Origin of the sequence: Pseudoalteromonas shioyasakiensis, from assembly GCF_019134595.1 — a bacterium.
Taxonomy (GTDB): domain Bacteria; phylum Pseudomonadota; class Gammaproteobacteria; order Enterobacterales; family Alteromonadaceae; genus Pseudoalteromonas; species Pseudoalteromonas shioyasakiensis_A.
Genome location: NZ_CP077770.1, coordinates 1674567 through 1693232 on the forward strand (window position 1 = coordinate 1674567; position 18666 = coordinate 1693232).

At 40.1% G+C, this 18666-nt stretch carries 17 protein-coding genes; 12 read left to right on the top strand and 5 right to left on the bottom strand.

What is annotated here, in order from left to right:
- Window positions 1–32: 32 nt before the first annotated feature.
- From KQP93_RS07750 to KQP93_RS07760, 3 genes are all read left to right on the top strand, one after another.
- A complete protein-coding gene (locus KQP93_RS07750) occupies window positions 33–971 on the top strand; it encodes an alpha/beta hydrolase (RefSeq protein WP_217876557.1) in 939 nt (312 codons plus the stop codon).
- 149 nt (window positions 972–1120) lie between these two features.
- Complete coding sequence (locus KQP93_RS07755) at window positions 1121–2014, top strand: sialate O-acetylesterase (RefSeq protein WP_217876558.1); 894 nt, start codon at window positions 1121–1123, stop codon at window positions 2012–2014.
- 95 nt (window positions 2015–2109) lie between these two features.
- Complete coding sequence (locus tag KQP93_RS07760) at window positions 2110–2547, top strand: hypothetical protein (protein WP_440590126.1); 438 nt, start codon at window positions 2110–2112, stop codon at window positions 2545–2547.
- A 7-nt stretch (window positions 2548–2554) separates the two neighbouring features.
- Here the strand turns inward: KQP93_RS07760 and KQP93_RS07765 are convergent, their stop codons facing one another.
- Complete coding sequence (locus tag KQP93_RS07765; RefSeq protein ID WP_217876559.1) at window positions 2555–3274, bottom strand: hypothetical protein; 720 nt, start codon at window positions 3272–3274, stop codon at window positions 2555–2557.
- Window positions 3275–3526: 252 nt separating this feature from the next.
- Between KQP93_RS07765 and KQP93_RS07770 the strand changes: the two genes are divergently transcribed.
- Window positions 3527–3601 (top strand): DUF1287 domain-containing protein, encoded by a 75-nt coding sequence (locus KQP93_RS07770; RefSeq protein ID WP_254907740.1) that lies wholly within the window; start codon window positions 3527–3529, stop codon window positions 3599–3601.
- Between the two features lie 100 nt (window positions 3602–3701).
- Window positions 3702–4622 carry a hypothetical protein gene (locus KQP93_RS07775; protein WP_217876560.1) on the top strand — a complete coding sequence of 307 codons (921 nt, stop codon included), beginning with the start codon at window positions 3702–3704 and terminating at the stop codon, window positions 4620–4622.
- Window positions 4623–4687: 65 nt separating this feature from the next.
- Here KQP93_RS07775 and KQP93_RS07780 read toward each other — a convergent pair whose 3' ends face one another.
- Window positions 4688–6874 (bottom strand): OsmC domain/YcaO domain-containing protein, encoded by a 2187-nt coding sequence (locus KQP93_RS07780; protein WP_217876561.1) that lies wholly within the window; start codon window positions 6872–6874, stop codon window positions 4688–4690.
- Between the two features lie 193 nt (window positions 6875–7067).
- Window positions 7068–8087, bottom strand: a complete 1020-nt coding sequence (locus KQP93_RS07785) for a LacI family DNA-binding transcriptional regulator (RefSeq protein ID WP_055198756.1) — start codon at window positions 8085–8087, stop codon at window positions 7068–7070.
- A 415-nt stretch (window positions 8088–8502) separates the two neighbouring features.
- On the opposite strand from KQP93_RS07785, the gene glk reads away from it, so the two are divergent.
- The 7 genes from glk (at window position 8503) to KQP93_RS07820 (ending at window position 16533) form a co-directional block, all read left to right on the top strand.
- Entirely contained in the window at window positions 8503–9501 is a 999-nt protein-coding gene (gene glk, locus KQP93_RS07790; protein WP_217876562.1) for a glucokinase, read from the top strand.
- Between the two features lie 22 nt (window positions 9502–9523).
- On the top strand, window positions 9524–10537 hold the full coding sequence (locus KQP93_RS07795; protein ID WP_054561637.1) for a LacI family DNA-binding transcriptional regulator: 1014 nt from the start codon (window positions 9524–9526) through the stop codon (window positions 10535–10537).
- A 593-nt stretch (window positions 10538–11130) separates the two neighbouring features.
- Window positions 11131–12981, top strand: a complete 1851-nt coding sequence (gene edd, locus KQP93_RS07800) for a phosphogluconate dehydratase (RefSeq protein ID WP_217876563.1) — start codon at window positions 11131–11133, stop codon at window positions 12979–12981.
- A gap of 34 nt (window positions 12982–13015) precedes the next feature.
- On the top strand, window positions 13016–13636 hold the full coding sequence (locus KQP93_RS07805) for a bifunctional 4-hydroxy-2-oxoglutarate aldolase/2-dehydro-3-deoxy-phosphogluconate aldolase (RefSeq protein WP_217876564.1): 621 nt from the start codon (window positions 13016–13018) through the stop codon (window positions 13634–13636).
- 18 nt (window positions 13637–13654) lie between these two features.
- Window positions 13655–14659, top strand: a complete 1005-nt coding sequence (gene gap, locus KQP93_RS07810; RefSeq protein ID WP_054551438.1) for a type I glyceraldehyde-3-phosphate dehydrogenase — start codon at window positions 13655–13657, stop codon at window positions 14657–14659.
- Between the two features lie 125 nt (window positions 14660–14784).
- A complete protein-coding gene (locus tag KQP93_RS07815; protein WP_217876565.1) occupies window positions 14785–15228 on the top strand; it encodes a hypothetical protein in 444 nt (147 codons plus the stop codon).
- A gap of 168 nt (window positions 15229–15396) precedes the next feature.
- Entirely contained in the window at window positions 15397–16533 is a 1137-nt protein-coding gene (locus KQP93_RS07820; RefSeq protein WP_254907727.1) for a sterol desaturase family protein, read from the top strand.
- A gap of 35 nt (window positions 16534–16568) precedes the next feature.
- Here KQP93_RS07820 and KQP93_RS07825 read toward each other — a convergent pair whose 3' ends face one another.
- Together KQP93_RS07825 and KQP93_RS07830 are read right to left on the bottom strand one after the other, a co-directional pair.
- Window positions 16569–17843, bottom strand: coding sequence for a protein kinase (locus tag KQP93_RS07825; RefSeq protein WP_217876566.1), 1275 nt, complete (start codon window positions 17841–17843; stop codon window positions 16569–16571).
- A gap of 53 nt (window positions 17844–17896) precedes the next feature.
- Window positions 17897–18610: a YebC/PmpR family DNA-binding transcriptional regulator gene (locus KQP93_RS07830; RefSeq protein WP_217876567.1), complete on the bottom strand. Its 714-nt coding sequence runs from the start codon at window positions 18608–18610 to the stop codon at window positions 17897–17899.
- Window positions 18611–18666 lie beyond the last annotated feature (56 nt).

Sequence of the window (18666 nt, forward strand, 5' to 3'; positions counted from 1 at the left end):
GCGGCTTTTTAGTTTAAATTTGAGTAGACATTATGTTTAAGAAATTAATTTGTTTAACCTTGATGCTATTTTCAGGTGTCACTTTTGCAAATGTGATAATCCCTGAGGTGTCAGAAGGGCATCTTGATGTTAAGAAAAACTTTAGTTCAAAGTATGTTGAGAGCCGTTTTTTAAATATCTGGTTACCACCAGGTTATAGCAACACACGTAAGTATGATGTTTTATATATGCATGATGGTCGAATGTTGTTTGATGCCAAAACAACATGGAATAAACAAGAGTGGCAAGTTGATGAAGTTGCCGCTAAGTTAATTCAAAGCGGTAAAGTTAAGCCATTTATAGTTGTTGGCATTCCAAATGCGCTAGAAAATCGTCATAGTGAGTATTTTCCACAAAAAGTATTTGAAAGTTTAGCAAAGCAAAAACAAGCAAATTTATATGAGTTAGAGAGGTATCCAGGGCAAAAGCTGTTTTACTCTAAGGTATATTCAGATAACTATGCTCGCTTTGTCGTTGAAGAAGTCATTCCTTTTATTGAGAAAAACTATTCAGTAAATAAAGGTTTTGAGCACCGGTATATTGCAGGATCAAGCATGGGAGGGCTTATTTCTTGGTATACACTACTTCAATATCCTAATGAGTTTGCTGGTGCAATTTGTATGTCTACGCATTGGCCAGGAATTTTTACCTATGACGAACAAGTATTTACTGCTTTCAAGCAGTATATTTCTGACAATATTGGCAAATTAACAACACAAAAAGTTTACTTCGATTATGGAGACGGCACATTAGACTCAATGTATCCTGATCTTCAAAAACAAATTGATAATGTATTTATGCAACACGGTTATCCAGCTTCGTTATGGCAGAGTCAATATTTCCCAGGTGCGACGCATGCAGAAGTTGATTGGGCTAAGCGATTGCAAATCCCACTTGAGTTTATGTTCAGAGCAAACGCGCAAGCACTGTAATAATTGATTGATTAAAAGAATCGAACTGCTTCTGATAGGGTAAATGCCTGTATTAGAGGTATTCATAGCACGAAGCTATAACTATGAAGTAAAAACTTAATTGCATACCAAATATTTATTGGGCATGGCTTTTGGTAAAAGGAAAAATAATGTTAAAAAAACTAGCCTTATGTGGTTTGTTAGCGATAAGCACGCAAAGTAAAGCGGATGACTATTTACTTTACTTTATGGGGGGCCAATCAAATATGGAAGGTTTTGGCTTTAATAAAGACTTACCTGCGCAGTATAAAAAGCCAGTTGAAAATACCTTATTCTTTTTTGGTAACCCTGTTGCTGATGATGCATTAAATGGTGGCAAAGGTGTTTGGACCAATTTAATGCCTGGTTTTGGAACAGGCGCAAGATCGACAGATCATTCAATTATTTTATCTGACAGGTTTGGTCCTGAATTGAGTTTTGGTAAACGTTTATCTGAGCTCACTGATAAGAAAATAGCCATTATCAAATATGCACGTGGAGGCTCATCTATTGCGCTTGGGGCTTCAGGCTTTGGTACATGGGGGCAGAACTATGCTGACAACACCAAGATTAACCAATGGGATAACTTTCAAACTACAGTAAGAGCTGCACTAGCTAACAATGATATAGATGGTGATGGTGTAGCAGATACTTTAGTCCCGGCAGGGATCATTTGGATGCAGGGTGAGGCAGATGCCTATCATGAGCAAGCATCTAAGGTTTATTTAGCTAATTTAACAAGCCTAATGAATGATATGAAAATGACATTTGGCGATAAGGCGTTACCAATTATCCTCGGCAGAATCGAAGACTCTGGTAAAACACCTCAAACACGCATGATGCCATATATAGAGAGTGTATGGGATGCTCAAAAAAAGTTTGTTAAATCAAATGCTAATGCTCATTTAGTCGCCTTTGATGAGCCTGTCGAATTCATTGAAGATAAATGGCACTATAAAAGTAATTACTATATAAAACTAGGTAACCTTTTTGCAGAAAAAGCAGCCGAAACATTAGCTAAGTAAGCTTCTTTTAAATAACTACTTAAATAATTAAACCGTCGAATTAATTTCGGCGGTTTTTTGTTTATAATAGGGCCAAATTTAAAATGGAATTTACCGTGAATAAGCGAAATTTTATTCTTTTTATATTTATTCTCATTGCTTTACCTGTGTGCTTAATTAAAGCTGAGGCAGCTGAACTTAGGCCATTTACAACGGATGGTTGTAGTTCATTTCCTGATGGAACGTTGGCTCACAAACAACTGTGGTTGGCGTGCTGTACAGCCCATGACCTTGCATATTGGCAAGGCGGTACCTTTAAGCAACGTGAGCAAGCTGATATAGATTTAAAAGAGTGTGTTGCTAAAGTGGGTGAGCAAGAGATTGCAGTATTGATGCTTGCTGGTGTCAGAGTGGGGGGTACACCTTTTTTACCAACCAGCTTTCGCTGGGGTTATGGCTGGCCATACCCTAAGCTTTATGGTGAACTAACAGAGCAAGAGCGCTTACAAGTTGAAAGTCGTCTAGCTGAGCTTAAAACTGATCAAATTAAATAACCTATCGCTACCTAAATTCTTTACAGGTTTTAGATGCATCCTTGATCACAGTTGCGACAGCGCTTTTGGCAAAACGTGATGACATGTAAAGACCTAATTGGTAGTCCGGCATTTTAATGCGTGTGACGCCATTAAAGTGGTGAGGCTCAATATCTTTTGCAATCACAGCAGGAAGGGCTGTTATACCAGCTCTGTTCTTAGCCACAAAATCAACGGCTTGTTGCCATGTACTGACTTGATGTTCATGGCTTATCGATTCATTTTTATCAATGCCTAAGTATTTAAGCATTAAGGTACGTGCCCCAGTTCCGCGTTTATAGACGATACCATTCAAGTTTGCCTGTCTGCGTAAATTCTCGATACTCAAATCTGGGTTAGTACTGTGGCTGATCAGCTCATATCCAACTTGATAAATTGTTGCTGAGCGAGTCGCAAATAGATCTCTCTGTGGTAACAATAAAAGTGGCATGGCAATATCAACTTCATTATTTTGCAGCATTTTAATAAGCCGTGCTTGCGGAACAGTGATTACGTCGTAGTTGCTATCAAGTTGATTGATAACGCAGCTATAGGCTGATTTTAATTCACCGTGAAATTGTTTGCGTGAGTACTTTAATGACTCGCCATTTTCACTTGATACACCAATCATTACTTTAGCGGAAATTGATTGGCTAAGTGAGAAACTCATTAGAACAAATAAGGCGATTAAAAAACGTAATAAGTCCATTTATAAAAACATCATGTGGTAAGAGGTGAGTAATTTAGCAATGGCTACTCATAAATACAATATGGTTGCTGGAGCCAAAGCAGTGTGATTAATTTTCCATATCAGCTTGCTGACTATTTCTTACTTTAAAACAATGAAATAAAGAGATTTTGCTCAGTTAAGCTGAAACTACCGCTGCTAAAATCATGTAGCATTTTGTAGCTTACAGATGAACTATCGAAAGATAAATTAAGACCTCTGATTGTTCATAACATAGGCTGGGGCCCTAAAATGGAAGATATGTTATTCACTTACAAAATTACAGGGCATTACCGATATAAACCCTAACATTCACACTAAGCTTCAATTAGTTACCACTTTAGTATACATTTAAGGTATTGCTGTACCTGTATTGGGTTTGGTCTGATTTTAACTTAAAGGGATTTATATGAAAAATGTTAGTAAATGCATTGCCAGTATTTTGTTGCTACTTCCGACGACTATTTTTGCTTCTCAAGAAGTTGTGATTGAAAAGTCAGATAAATTTACCGAGCTGTCAAAAGGCTTAAAGATAAGTGTTAGGACTGGCCCTACAAAAAATGCCAAAATTTATGACTTTTCGACAAAGAAACTAACCATCAATGATGAGCATGGTGCGCCTTTTCAACGTTACTATTTGCAAATTGCCACAGCAGATAAAGAATGGGCCAAGGAAATCATTACGTTTGATGGTAAAACGAATGTAATTGACTTAAATGCACTACTCTTTGGTCAATTTATAGACACTTCTGAACTAAAGAAATTAGACTCAGCGCATGCTTTTTCTTTATATAATAGTCTTGAAAGTATCCTTTTTGAAGAATACGGCACATTTGAACAGGTTTATAATAATGGCCTTGCTGACTATTTAAATTATATGTCGATAGACGCCGGTTTTGAGAATTACATAGCAAGAACCGGGGGAGCGGGCGATAAACTCACAGAATCACTAAAAGAAATAAATATACCGCCTCTTATTGAACACCAACAATTAATGAGTGACTTTATTAAAGCTGTAAATCAAAAAGACAAAACATGGTTGCTGGCACAGCAAAGACCTAATTCCTCACAGCGAGACTCGGGAATTTATGCGCGCGGTTTAAACGTGCTGTTTGAGTACTTTGATAAAATTGGTAACCCTACAAAGTTTAATATTACCCGAGAAACACAAGGTCGCTCTTATGACCTTAATTCAAATAAATACTTTATTGTTGAATTGCTTGAGCACAAAGGCCGACGAGAAAAAATAGAGATGGAGTTTATGTTTGTAGATACTTATGGTGGCCGCTTTATTGCTGAATACGACATTACAGGTGTTCGTTTTCGTTAAGTAACGGGTTAAGTAAAGTTGAAAAGCCGCAGGTTACGAAAACGTGCGGCTTTGATATCTCTTCGTTATAGCCCTGCTTTTTTAGCGCGAGCAGTGTGTAGCTTTTTGTAACTTTCGATTAAACGAAGGTGTCTGTCTAAGCCCTCAAGCTTCATGCTGGTTTCTGTTAAACCATAGAACATTACATCGCCGTTGATTGAGCCAACGACGGCATCCATCGTTTCTTGACCAAACATACGGGTGAAGCTATGAATGTAATCTTCAATCTCAAGGTCATCGCTCAGTGCAACTTCTAACGTTGCGTGCATTGCCTGGTAGAATAAGCCGCGTTCAACAATGGTGTTGTCGTTATACTGTAAGAATGCTTCAACAAGCTCCATTGCTGCTTCTAAATCACCAAGTGCTAGGTATATAAGTAGTTTTAGCTCAAGAATAGTTAACTGACCCCACACTGTGTTTTCATCAAACTCAATGCCAATTAACGTGATGATATCTATGTAGTTATCTAGTTCACTTTCTTCTAGGCGCTCAACTAAATCAGCAAGTTGATCTTCTGATAAACGATGTAGATTTAAGATATCTTCGCGGAAGTTAAGTGCTTTATTGGTATTATCCCAAATCAAGTCTTCCACAGGATACACTTCTGAGTAATCAGGCACTAAAATACGGCATGCTGTACCAAGATCTGAGAACTCAGCAATGTAAGCTTCTTTTCCTAAGCTTTCTAATATACCGAATAAGCTCGCTGTTTCTTCCTCATTGCTACCAGAGAAATCCCATTCAACAAACTCATAATCGTGTTTAGAACTGAAGAAGCGCCATGAGATCACGCCCGTTGAGTCAATGAAGTGTTCTACAAAGTTTTCAGGCTCAGAAACTGCCATACTATTGAACGTTGGCTTAGGTACATCGTTTAAGCCTTCGAAGCTTCTGCCTTGTAATAACTCAGTTAAGCTGCGCTCTAACGCCACTTCAAAGCTTGGGTGCGCACCAAAAGAAGCAAATACACCGCCTGTTTTAGGGTTCATGAGTGTTACGCACATCACTGGGAACTGACCACCTAGCGAGGCATCTTTTACTACAACAGGGAAACCTTGTTCTTCAAGACCATTAATACCCGCAACAATACCTGGGTACTTGTTTAAAACGTCCTCTGGTACGTCTGGTAAAACAATTTCTTGCTCAATGATTTGGCGCTTAACTGCACGCTCAAAAATTTCAGATAAACACTGTACTTTTGCTTCGGCAAAGTTGTTACCAGCACTCATACCATTACTTAAGAATAAGTTTTCAATTAGGTTTGAAGGGAAATAAACCGTTTCACCGTCTGACTGGCGAACATAAGGAATAGAGCAAATACCACGTTCTTTATTACCAGAGTTAGTATCGATTAAGTGTGAGCCACATAGCTCCCCCTCTGGATTATAAATTTCACGGGTATAATCATCTAATATGCCCTCTGGTAGAGAGTCATCATCAGTCAGAGCAAACCACTTTTCATTTGGGTAATGAACAAACTCGCTATTGGCAATGTCTTCGCCTAAGAACTGATCGTTATAGAAGAAGTTACAGTTTAAGCGCTCAATAAACTCGCCCAAAGCTGAGCATAGCGCGCTTTCTTTAGTTGCACCTTTACCGTTGGTAAAACACATAGGCGAAGCTGCATCACGAATATGAAGTGACCATACATTTGGCACAATATTACGCCAAGAAGAAATTTCGATTTTCATCCCTAACTCTGCAAGGATGGCCGTCATATTTGCGATGGTTTCTTCAAGGGGTAAGTCTTTACCTAAAATAAAGGTATTACTGTCACCACCTGGTTTTGCCATCAACATTGCTTGCGCGTCTGCTTCGATGCTTTCAACAGTATCGATTTTAAATTCTGGGCCAGTTTGAATAACACGTTTTACTGTACAACGCTCAACAGAACGTAAAATACCCGTGCGGTCTTTCTCAGAAAGGCTTTCTGGTAACTCAACCTGAATTTGAAAAATTTGGTTATAGCGGTCTTCTGGATCAACGATATTGTTTTGTGCAACACGAATACCATCTGTCGGGATATCGCGTGAATTACAATACACTTTAATAAAGTAAGCCGCACACAATGCAGAAGATGCTAAGAAGTAATCGAATGGACTTGGTGCAGTGCCATCACCTTTATAGCGAATAGGTTGGTCTGCAATGACAGAGAAATCATCAAACTTGGCTTCAAGTCTGAGGTTGTCGAGAAAATTAACTTTAATTTCCATTAAAAAATTCCACCTTTGTGCGCGTTGTTATCTAAAGCTTTGTTTGCCAGATAAGCGTTTTCAACATAATAGGCGTAATTATCTGCTTTTTCGAAGTAATAGTCTTGGGTAAATCAAAAAAAAACTAATTTTAATGCAATAAGTTTTTGGTTGGGTAGGGAGTAGGCGATAACAAAGCTGTTATCGCTAAAAATTAAACACTCGAACCGCGAATAATTAACCGCGGTGGTAAAAGGGTATTCTCTACATCTTCACCACGAATGAGTTTGAGCAGGTTATCGACCAACATTTGACCGGCGAGGGTGGTGTCTTGTTGTACGGTGGTAAGTGGTGGGTTTACAAAGCTGGCAACCGCAATGTTATCAAAACCAACAACATGTACATCATCAGGAACCTTGATTTTTGCTTCTTTCAGTGCGCGAATAGCACCAATAGCAATAAGATCACTGGCGGCAAACAATGAGTTAAAACGAATGTTATTTGCTATGAGGGAACGAGTCGCGTGATAGCCTGATTCTTCTGTAGAAATAGCATTTGCCATCTTACGTTCGTTTAAAGCCACGCCTTTGGCTAAGAACGCATCTTTAAAGCCTTGGTAGCGAGCAAAAAACTCAGGGCTATGATCAGAAGCATCACCAATAAATGCACAATCAGTTCTACCGGTTGCAAGTAAATGCTCAGCTGCTAATTTACCACCGCCGTAGTTATCGCAGCTGACCGTTAAATCTGGACGGTTATCTACGCTTGCACCCCAACAGACAAACTTAGTGTGTTGGTCAATTAAGGTTTTAAATTTAGGTTGATAATCGAGGTAATCACCATAACCGAGCAAGATTAGGCCATCTGCACGGTGGCTGTCTTCATAATCGGCTTGCCAATCAGAGCTGCTCGACTGAAACGATACCAGTAAGTCGTAGCCTTCTTTTGCACAGGCTCTCGTAATACTGCCCAGCATCGCCAAAAAGAAAGGGTTTATTTGTGATTCATCCGAAGTGGGATCTTCAAATAATAACAGAGCGAGGGTGCTACTTTGTTGAGTTCTTAAGTTACTGGCATTTTTATCAACTTTATAGTTGAGCTGTTTTGCTACCTCATGAACACGTCGACGCGTTTCTTCGTTGACCAAAGGGCTATTTCGCAGCGCGCGAGACACGGTTGACTGCGACACACCCGCATAATGTGCAATGTCAAAAGATGTCGCCTTACCTTTCATATGGTTACCAAATAACAGAAGTAGTAATTGCCATTTTCGGCTATTTAATATTTTTTTCAAGCTATTTGTGACAAGCGGCATGTGTGTGGCTGTTCTGTACACAGCTAGGTATTTTTTATGCGTATATAAATGCTTTTTCGATACTTAATACGCAGGTTTTATCAATAAATACGTATGCATGCACAAATAATGAAAATTTTTATTGATCCTAATCTGACACCGGTGTCATAATGTCACTGTTTTATCATTTTGTTGTCAAAACGTATTTGGCTGCCCATTCATTTGGGCAGCATTTTTTTAATACAAAAGATAGCTTCTTTGAGGCAATGACCCAAAGTTTAGCAGACACAGTGGCTTTGCCATTGAAAACTAGAACAATAAGCGGCAACTAGCTTAGACAAATAGAGAAAACATCATGAACACACAGACAACTACAGAATTCGCTCCTATTCTTGTTGCCGATATCGGCGGCACTAACGCTCGTTTCGCTTTAATCACTGACTTTAATGCACAAACTAACCAGTTTGTTATCGAGCACAATTTAACATTCCCTAGTGCAGATTTTGGCTCTTTAGAAAGTGCGATAAACCAGTACTTTAGCCAAATTTCGTTTCCTAAGCCAAGCCGTGCATGTTTAGCGGTAGCAGGCCCGATTAAAGCAGGCCAAGTTCACTTAACAAACCTTGGCTGGCACTTTAACGTTGCGGATTTAAAAGCAGAGTTTTCATTTGAGCAACTTGAAGTAATCAATGATTTTGCAGCATTTGCTTATGCAGCGCCTTATTTAGATGATTCGCAAAATATGGCTGTTAAAGCAGGTCAGGCTGATGAAAATGCGAATATCGCAGTTATGGGGCCAGGTACAGGTTTTGGTGCTGCGTGTTTAGTTCGCACATCACAGGGCAGCGCTGTACTTAGCTGCGAAGCAGGGCACATTACCCTTGCGGCAGTGACAGAGTTAGACCGCCAGTTAATCAGTGAACTTAAAAAGCAGTTAAATCATGTATCTGTAGAGACCGTTTTTTCAGGCCCAGGTATTGCTCATTTATACCGCGCTATGGCCGCGGTAAAAGGTGTTGAAGCGAAAAATTTAGATGCTGCACAAATCAGCGAGCTTGCAACCACTGGTCAGTGTGAAGTCTGTGATGCAACACTCAATCAATTTTGTGATTGGATTGGCAGCGTAGCAGGGGACTTAGCCCTGACATTTGGCGCATTAGGTGGCGTATTTATTGGCGGTGGTATTTTACCTCGCATGCAACAACGTCTATTATCTAGTCGATTTGTTGAGCGTTTTGCAGACAAAGGCATTATGTCGCAATATACTTCACAGATCCCCGTTACGCTTGTAACACAAGACAACATTCCATTCATTGGTGCTGCTGCGTGTATACATGTTAAAAGTAACGCGTAATTAGCAGTTGGATGTAGAGCGGATGAAGAAAGTAACCATCAACAGTGTCGCCAGCTATGCCGGTGTATCAAAAAAAACAGTATCTCGCGTGCTCAACAATGAGCCAAACGTGAGTGATGCAACGCGCGAAAAAGTACTTAAAGTATTTAAAGAGCTTGATTACACACCAAACCCAATCGCTCGTGGTTTGGCACAAAACCGTAGTTTTATTATTGGTTGCTTGTACGACAATCCGAGTAAAAGCTATATTACCCGTGTGCAAACAGGTGCTTTAGCGGCGTGTCATGAGCTTAACTACAATTTATTGATTCACCCATGTGAATTACGCGGCGAAGAATTAATTAGTAATATTGAGCAATTAATTCAAACCTCTCGTCTAGACGGCATTGTACTGACCCCACCATTTTCTGATTTTCCTGAACTTGTAAGCTTTTTAAAGTCGAAAAAGATCCCGTATGCTCGCGTCGCATCTGCGGTACTTGAAGACGACTCTATTTCGGTAAGAAGTAACGACGAGCAGGGGGCTTTTGAAATAACAGAGCATCTTATTAAGCTGGGTCATAAAGAAATTGCCTTCATTAAAGGTCACCCTGATCACAGTGCGACAGAGCAGCGTTTTAAAGGTTATCGAAGAGCGCTTGCGTCAAATGGTATTGAGTTTGATGAACGTTTAGTTGAAGAAGGTAACTTCAGTTATCACTCTGGTGTTGATAGTGCCCGTACAATTTTAGATTTAAACCCTCGCCCAACAGCGGTATTTGCTTCAAATGATTACATGGCAGCGGCGGTATTAAAGCTTGCTACGCAAATGCAGTTAAGAGTGCCAGATGATATTTCTATTGCTGGGTTTGATAACGCACCAATTGCACGCCATATTTGGCCAGGGTTAACGACCATTGCACAACCGGTTGAAGAGATGACGCAGCAAGCAGTCAAACAATTGATCACTCATATTGGCGATCCACAAGAGTCGCCTTATCAAGTAACCCTTGAAGCAAAACTCATTACTCGTGAGTCGACAGCAGCAATAAAATAAATTTCATCTTGTTTTTTCACAGTAGCCCGAGAATGAGTGACGCGTTCTCGGGCTTTTTTATTTCAGGCTTAAAATTTCATAAAAACGCTATAAGTAGCTGTTTTTATACCAATCCGCTTAATTAAGTAGTCTATTTTGAGGCAATAAAACCTCGTTGATAACAAGGCAAAAATTTCGTTATTTAGTTGTTCTAAATGAGAAATTTTTAACGCAGTTAGCGACAGGTTTAATCCCTCAAAATGATTAAGTATTATTGCGGGTTGGTATTAATTAAAACAAACCCCAAAGCTTGTCTTGTCTATAGCCCTTTGGTAGTGGTACTTCACATGAATTCTACTCATATTCAGCTAAAATTTAATTGTTCATTATTTGGTCATTTAAAAAAATTAAACTAAATTTAACAGATAAGGTTGACACCGGTGTCACAGTCATGAGTTAATACAGTGACACCGGTGTCAGGTTGGTTGTGAGAGACAGCCTGTCATCGTACCTTTGAACGGGTAAATCAAAGTTGCTCAGTACAATTATTTTCGTGGAGTCTTTAATTGTTACTGAGCCTTTATCCTCTAACTATAGAGATGAGTCGAATTTATATGTTGCATCCTCGTATCCAAGAAGTCACCGAACGCGTTATCGAACGCAGTAAAGAGACCCGCCAAGCTTATTTAGAGCGAATCGCGCACGCAAAAAAACAAACAAGAGTTCGTGCAGGTTTAGGCTGTGGTAATATTGCACACGTTATGGCTGCTTGTAGCAGCGATGACAAAGCTCGTTTAAAAGCAGACGAGCAACCAAATCTAGCGATTATCAATTCATATAACGACATGCTTTCTGCGCATGTTCCTTATAAAGACTATCCAGAAATCATCAAAAGCCTTGCCACTAAGTTTGATGCTACAGCACAGGTTGCTGGTGGCGTACCTGCTATGTGTGACGGTGTTACACAAGGCCGAGATGGTATGGAGCTGTCATTGTTCTCGCGTGATGTGATTGCAATGTCTACTGCGGTTTCTTTATCGCATGACGTGTTCGACGGTGTTTTCTGTTTAGGTGTATGTGACAAGATTGTCCCTGGACTTCTAATTGGTGCCTTATCATTTGGTCATTTACCAACGTATTTCTTACCAGCTGGTCCAATGCAATCGGGTATCCCGAATAAAGAAAAAGCCCGTGTTCGTCAAAAATTTGCACAAGGCTTAGTGAGTCGCGAAGAGCTATTAGAAGCAGAAAGCGCATCGTATCATAGTGCCGGTACCTGTACTTTTTACGGTACTGCAAACTCGAATCAAATGTTAATGGAAATCATGGGTCTACATTTACCAGGTAGCTCTTTCATTAATCCTTACACAGAACTACGCGATGGTTTAACAGGTCATGCTGTCGAAACCATGTTAAAGCAGTTAATCGAAACAAAAGATGCTAACTGCCTTGCAGACGTAGTGAGTGAAAAAACAATTATTAATGGTTTAGTTGGCTTGTTATCAACAGGCGGCTCAACGAACCACGCAATCCACCTAGTAGCAATCGCAAAAGCTGCGGGTGTAATCCTTACTTGGAAAGACATGGCTGACTTATCAGAAGTTGTGCCACTTCTTACTCGTATTTACCCGAACGGCTCAGCAGATGTGAACCACTTTCAAGCAGCCGGCGGTATGGGCTTCTTAATGAAGCAACTACTTAGCAAAGGTTACTTACATAACGACGTGAAAACAATTGTAGGTGATGGCCTTGAAGCATATACAACAGAGCCAATGCTCGATAAAGATTCATCAGTGATCATGACAAACAGCACAGGCCCAAGCAAAGTTAAATGGGTAGAGTGTCCTGAAAAATCACATGATGAAGAAGTGTTACGTCCGATTGATAACCCGTTTAGCAAGCAGGGTGGTTTACAGCTTCTTACAGGTAACCTTGGCAAAGCTGTTATTAAAGTATCTGCAGTGGCTGAATCACACCAAGTTGTTTCTGCACCAGCTAAAGTATTTAGCTCACAAGGTGAGTTACAAGAAGCGTATAGCCGTGGTGAATTAAACACAGACTTTATTGCTGTAATTAAAGAGCAAGGTCCAAAAGCGAAAGGCATGCCTGAGCTTCACAAATTAACGCCAGTAATGGCAACACTGCAAGATCAAGGCTACAAAGTGGCGATTGTGACAGACGGCCGTATGTCGGGTGCATCAGGTAAAGTTCCTGCTGCTATCCACTTAGCACCAGAAGCGGTTGAAGGTGGTGTAATCGCAAAAATTCACGAAGGTGATTTAGTGACGCTTGATGCACCAGCAGGTGTATTGAAAGTACACGTAAGCGATGAAGAATTAGCAAAACGTGAATTACAACTTAGCCAACCAAGCCAAACATATGGTACAGGTCGAGAGTTATTCGCAGGTTTCAGAAATATAGTAAGTAGTGCAGACCTTGGCGCAAGTGCCTTTGGTTTAGAATAATAATACGCCGTTACTGGGCTATGAGGAACAAACAATGAGCATTGAGAAAATTTTATCATCGGCACCTGTGGTACCGGTTGTTGTTATCGAAAAACTTGAAGATGCAGCACCCCTTGCACGTGCGCTTTATAACGGTGGCTTAAAAGCACTAGAAATTACTTTACGTACGCCAATTGCGGCTGAAGCTGTAAAGCTAATGAAAGAAGCCGTTCCAGAAGCATACGTTGGCACAGGTACCGTGGTTGATAAAGCGACATTTAATGCATCTGTTGAAGCCGGTGCTGACTTTATGGTGAGCCCAGGTGTAAACGACGAATTATTAGCACTAGCTAAAGACTCTGATATTCCATTTTTACCAGGTGCAGCAACACCAAGTGAAGTAATGAAATTAGCAAGCCATGGCTTTAAGTTCTTAAAGTTCTTTCCTGCAGAAGCGGCAGGTGGCACTGCAATGCTGAAATCAATTGGTGGCCCTTTACCACAAGTAACTTTTTGTCCTACAGGCGGTATTAGCCTTGAAACAGCACCTAATTACCTGGCACTTAAAAACGTAATCTGTGTAGGTGGTACTTGGATGCTAGATAAACAACTTATTGAAAACAAAGACTGGCAAGCCATTGAAGCGCTTGCTCGCCAAGCAAGTGAAGTAAAATAATTAACGGGAGATATTAGAATGATTAATGTTGCAATTAATGGCTATGGACGTATCGGTCGTAACGTATTACGTGCCCTTTATGAGTCAGCTCAAAACAACGAAATCAAAATCGTTGCAATCAACGATTTAGCACCAGCAAATGTTAACGCGCATTTAACTCAATTTGACTCAGTACACGGTCAATTTTCTCAAAAAGTAACACTTGCTGAAAACACCATGCTAATTGGTAATGATGAAATTACCCTTACACAAGAGCGTGATCCAGCAAACCTTCCTTGGAAAGCTCTAAACGTAGATATCGTTTTAGAATGTACGGGTTTATTCACGTCACGTGACGCAGCGGCTAAACACATTGAAGCGGGTGCTAAAAAAGTTATTGTTTCTGCGCCTGGTACTGACATGGATGCAACAGTTGTTCACGGTGTTAACAGCGAAGTATTAAACGCTGACAGCAACATCATTTCAAACGCATCATGTACAACAAACTGTTTAGCGCCAATTGCAAAAGCAATCAACGACACAGTAGGTATCGAGCAAGGTAGCATGACGACAATTCATGCTTACACAAACGATCAAAACTTATCTGACGTTTATCACCCAGACTTATACCGTGCACGTAGCGCAACTCAGTCTATGATCCCAACGAAGACAGGTGCAGCAAAAGCGGTTGGTTTAGTACTACCTGAACTTGCGGGTAAACTTGACGGCATGGCAGTACGTGTACCAACAATCAACGTTTCTTTAGTAGACTTAACGTTCGTTGCTAAGCGTGAAACGACTGCAGCAGAAATCAACGAAGTAGTTAAAGCTGCATCAGAAGGTGCAATGCAAGGTATTCTTGAATACAACGAACTACCGCTTGTTTCTATCGACTTTAATCACAACCCAGCGTCTTCAATCTTCGATTCTACACAAACTAAAGTAGATGGTAAGCTTGTTAAAGTAATGGCTTGGTACGATAACGAGTGGGGTTTCTCAAACCGCATGTTAGACCAAGTTAAAGCGCTAGGTCAGTTCTTATAATAGAACAGTAAAAGTTTAAGCTTTATCCAACAAAGCCACGTTTATCGTGGCTTTTTTGGTTTTTGCTGGAAATTAATTTGGATTCACATTACTTTATTGTGCGTAATTGTTTTCAAGGAAAGATAATGAAAAAAATATTATTAACTACCTCACTCTTTATAATGTCGCTACTGCCTAGTTATGTTTCAGCATCAGAAGAAGCACAGCAACTTGCAGTATGTTTAACTGATTCACTAAATGGCAAAGAACGAAAGAACCTCGCTAAGTGGATTTATCTAGGAATGTCGACGCACAGTATAATTAAACCTTTCGCGAACGTTACAGAGCAAGATATGGATGAAACTAATCGCTATGTTGGTGCATTAGTTACGCGTTTATTAACAGAAGACTGTCCAAAGCAAGCAAAGGCGGCGATTGAAGTCGGCGGTCAGGGGGCAATGGAAAATGCATTCGGTATTGTCGGTGAAGTTGCAATGCAAGAATTAATGGCTGAGCCAAGTGTTGGTAATGCTTTAGGTGCATTCGATAAATACCTTGATCAAGATAAGTTTGATAAAGCATTTCAGTAATAGTTAAAGGCTTATTCTTTTATAAGCCTAAATCGCTTCATAGGGATATGGATGTTCAATATTATTAGGCAGTTATTCTCTAATAATTTGCTATGTACACATAATAGTGATGGTTTAGCGTATATTTGTTCCTAAATTCTTCTGTGCTATGCTGCAAAAAATTGATAAATGGATTTTTATATCATGACACGTCTTTATCATCGGCTATTTAGAGCTGAGCAGTTTCAAGTGGGTGAAGGCAATATTAGCGGTTATATTGCTTGTTTCTTAGCGGTGTTATCCTGTTTAGGGGTATTAGCTTTTCATTTTCCAGAGTACTTAACGACCCCAGAGCTCAGGCAAAACTACAGTGTTGAGTTTTTACGTCAGCTAATGTTTGTGGCATTAATTATTTCGGGCAGTTTAGGGCTTTTGAATTTTGTTCGTAATACTAATAAACGGCTGGGTGCAACGGCTTGGGTATTTATAGTTGTGGCAATTGCATTTGGCGGTCCGAATGTTGAAGTGGGCGACTTTAAAGATAATACGCCGTACTTGGGGCTGGATTGGTTCATTCTTGACTTACTTGGCTCCACACTGATTTTTATTCTAATTGAGAAGCTACTGCCGCACCGTAAAGAGCAAAAAGTCCTCCGCTCTGAGTGGCAGGGTGATTTAAATCATTTCTTTGTTAATCACTTAATTATTGGTTTTGTGTTGCTGGCAACCAATCAGTTTGTGCATCATGCATTTGGCTGGGCTGTGTCTGATACATTGCAAAGCTTTATTATTCAACTGCCATTTTTACTGCAGCTATTTTTAATCATTTTAGTGGCCGATTTAATGCAGTACTTTGTGCATAGGGCTTATCACGAAGTGCCACTGCTTTGGCGTTTTCATGCCGTGCATCACAGTGCAAAAGAGATGGATTGGCTTGCAGGCTCTCGTCAGCATATTTTAGAAATACTCGTGACGCGCAGCTTAGTGCTCACGCCTATTTTTGTGCTCGGCTTTCCATCGGATGTTATTAGCCTTTATGTCATTATTGTTGGCTTTCAGGCAGTATTTAACCACGCTAATGTTCGGGTGAAGTTTGGTTGGCTGAAGTATTTGCTGGTTACGCCTCAGTTTCATCATTGGCATCATTCATCTGATAAAGCGGCCATTGACCGTAACTATGCTGCGCATTTTTCTTTTTTAGATTATCTATTTGGCACAGCTGTCAAAGGCCAAGCAGAGTGGCCTGATAAATATGGTGTGGTTGGCGATTACATGCCAGAAGGTATGTTAAAGCAGCAGGTGTTTCCGTTTAAAAAGCAAAAATAAAGCCTCACTGAGGCTTTATTAATAATGACCCTAAATCATAATCGCGAAACTAGCTCAGAAAGGCGAGGGCGTTTGTCAGAGTTGAGTACTAAGCACTCTTGAGCTATGTCAGCAAGCATCTTGGTAATGTCGTTTTGTTCAGTGACTACAGTCAGTAAATCATCGATAAAATAACCAAGGGCACGTACTTCAATGCCTTCTAATAGCCGCTGTTGATTAGGCGGCAGCATTGATAAGTCAGTTGCAGCACCAAAGTCACCAAATAATAACTCGCCCTGTGAATTGATCATGCTGTTATGGGCATAAATGTCACCATGGCTTACTTGTTTTTGATGCAAATGGGCGAGGGTACTTGCCATTTGCTTGACGATTTTTAGCACCATTTCTGGCGCGTACTGGCAGTTGTCTTCGAATGTGTCTCGGGTACAAGTTGCAAGGGAGGGCGGCAAACCAAGATTTGTGAACTCTTTACTGATAAGCTCCATCACTAAACCAAGTTGTGATTTTTCTTCGACATAGCCTAATGCTTTTATGAGATTTGGATGCTCACTTGCTTTTAAACAACAATTTAGCTCATCAAGTGGATAGCCATCACTGGTGATCTCGCCTTTAAATAACTTAAGGGCAACAGGACGTTGATGCCAATTGGCCAAATGAATAACCCCAGACGCACCTTGGCCAATCTGCTTTTTAATATCGATTTCATTCAGTGCGATTTTGCTAAACTGCTCACAATGTAAGCTAGTTGAGCGATTTAAATCGTTACCAGAGAAGGCAAGCCAAGCAAGTTTCGGTAAAGCTAAAAGCCAATCTTCAACTTTTGTAAGTTTATTGGCACTTAAACGTATTAGCTCAAGCTCTTTACAATTAGCCATTGAAGCTGGCAAATGTGTTAACTGATTACCTGCCAGTGCGATCTTTTTAAGTTTGCTGTACTCACCAAATGTATCAGGTAAAGCTGGAATTTGATTATCAGTTAAGATCAGCCATTCAATCTTCGTTGATAAGCAGTGCGCTTTAAATTCAGTAATTTGATTACCTTTAAATGCCACCATGATTAAGTTTGGGCATTGTCTTAGCACGTCTGGAATATGTTTAAACTGATTAAATGATAAAAACAGCCGTTTGAGCTTTTTTAATTTGTAAAAATCGTCAGGTAATTCACTTAGCTGATTATTAGATAAATCGAGGATTTCTAACGTATCGGCTAGGGTATAAATCTCTTTTGGGAATTCGGTTAGTTCTGCAACAAGCTGAAGCCGTGTACAACCTTGTAGAGAACCGGCTTTTAACTCTTCGAGGGTATTCAATGTTGATTCCTTTGGGCTAAAAGGTAAAAGGCCAACTTGGTTGGCCTTTTTAATTAAAACTGTGCGTTGTGGTAAACGTTTTGTACGTCATCACAGTCTTCTAGCATGGCTAAAAAGCGTTCCATGACTTCAACGTCTTCACCTTCAATCGGTGCTTCTACTTGCGGCACAAAGGCAATGAGATCTTCGTGGAAATCATTAATTCCCATTTCTTCAAGTGCTGTACGCGTGTTGTTGTATTCAGTGTGTGGAGCGAATACAGTCACTTTACCGTCTTCAACTTCTACATCGGTTACATCAACATCAGCCATCATTAGTGCTTCTAAAACAGCCTCGTCATCATCACCATCAAATACAAAAATAGCGAGGTGATCAAATAAGTGTGATACTGAGTTCTGCGCACCAATTTTTGCATTTGCCTTAGTAAAACAAACACGTACGTCAGCGAATGTACGTTTGTTGTTGTCGGTTAAACAGTCAACAATGATCATACAGTTACCCGGGCCATAACCTTCGTAGCGAGTTGCTACGTAATCTTCGCCGCCACCGCCTTTGGCTTTATCGATTGCACGCTCGATTACATGCGTAGGTACTTGGTCTTTTTTAGCACGATCGATTAAGCGACGCAGCGCTAAGTTGCCATCGGGATCAACACCACCATTCTTAGCGCAGATATAAATTTCTTTTCCGTACTTTGAATAAACTTTGGTTTTTGCACCCGCAGTTTTTGCCATTGAGTCTTTTTTGTTTTGATAAGCTCTGCCCATCTGCGTGTTGCCTTTTTGTTATAGATAAAAATAAAGCGGTTATTCTAATCATTTAA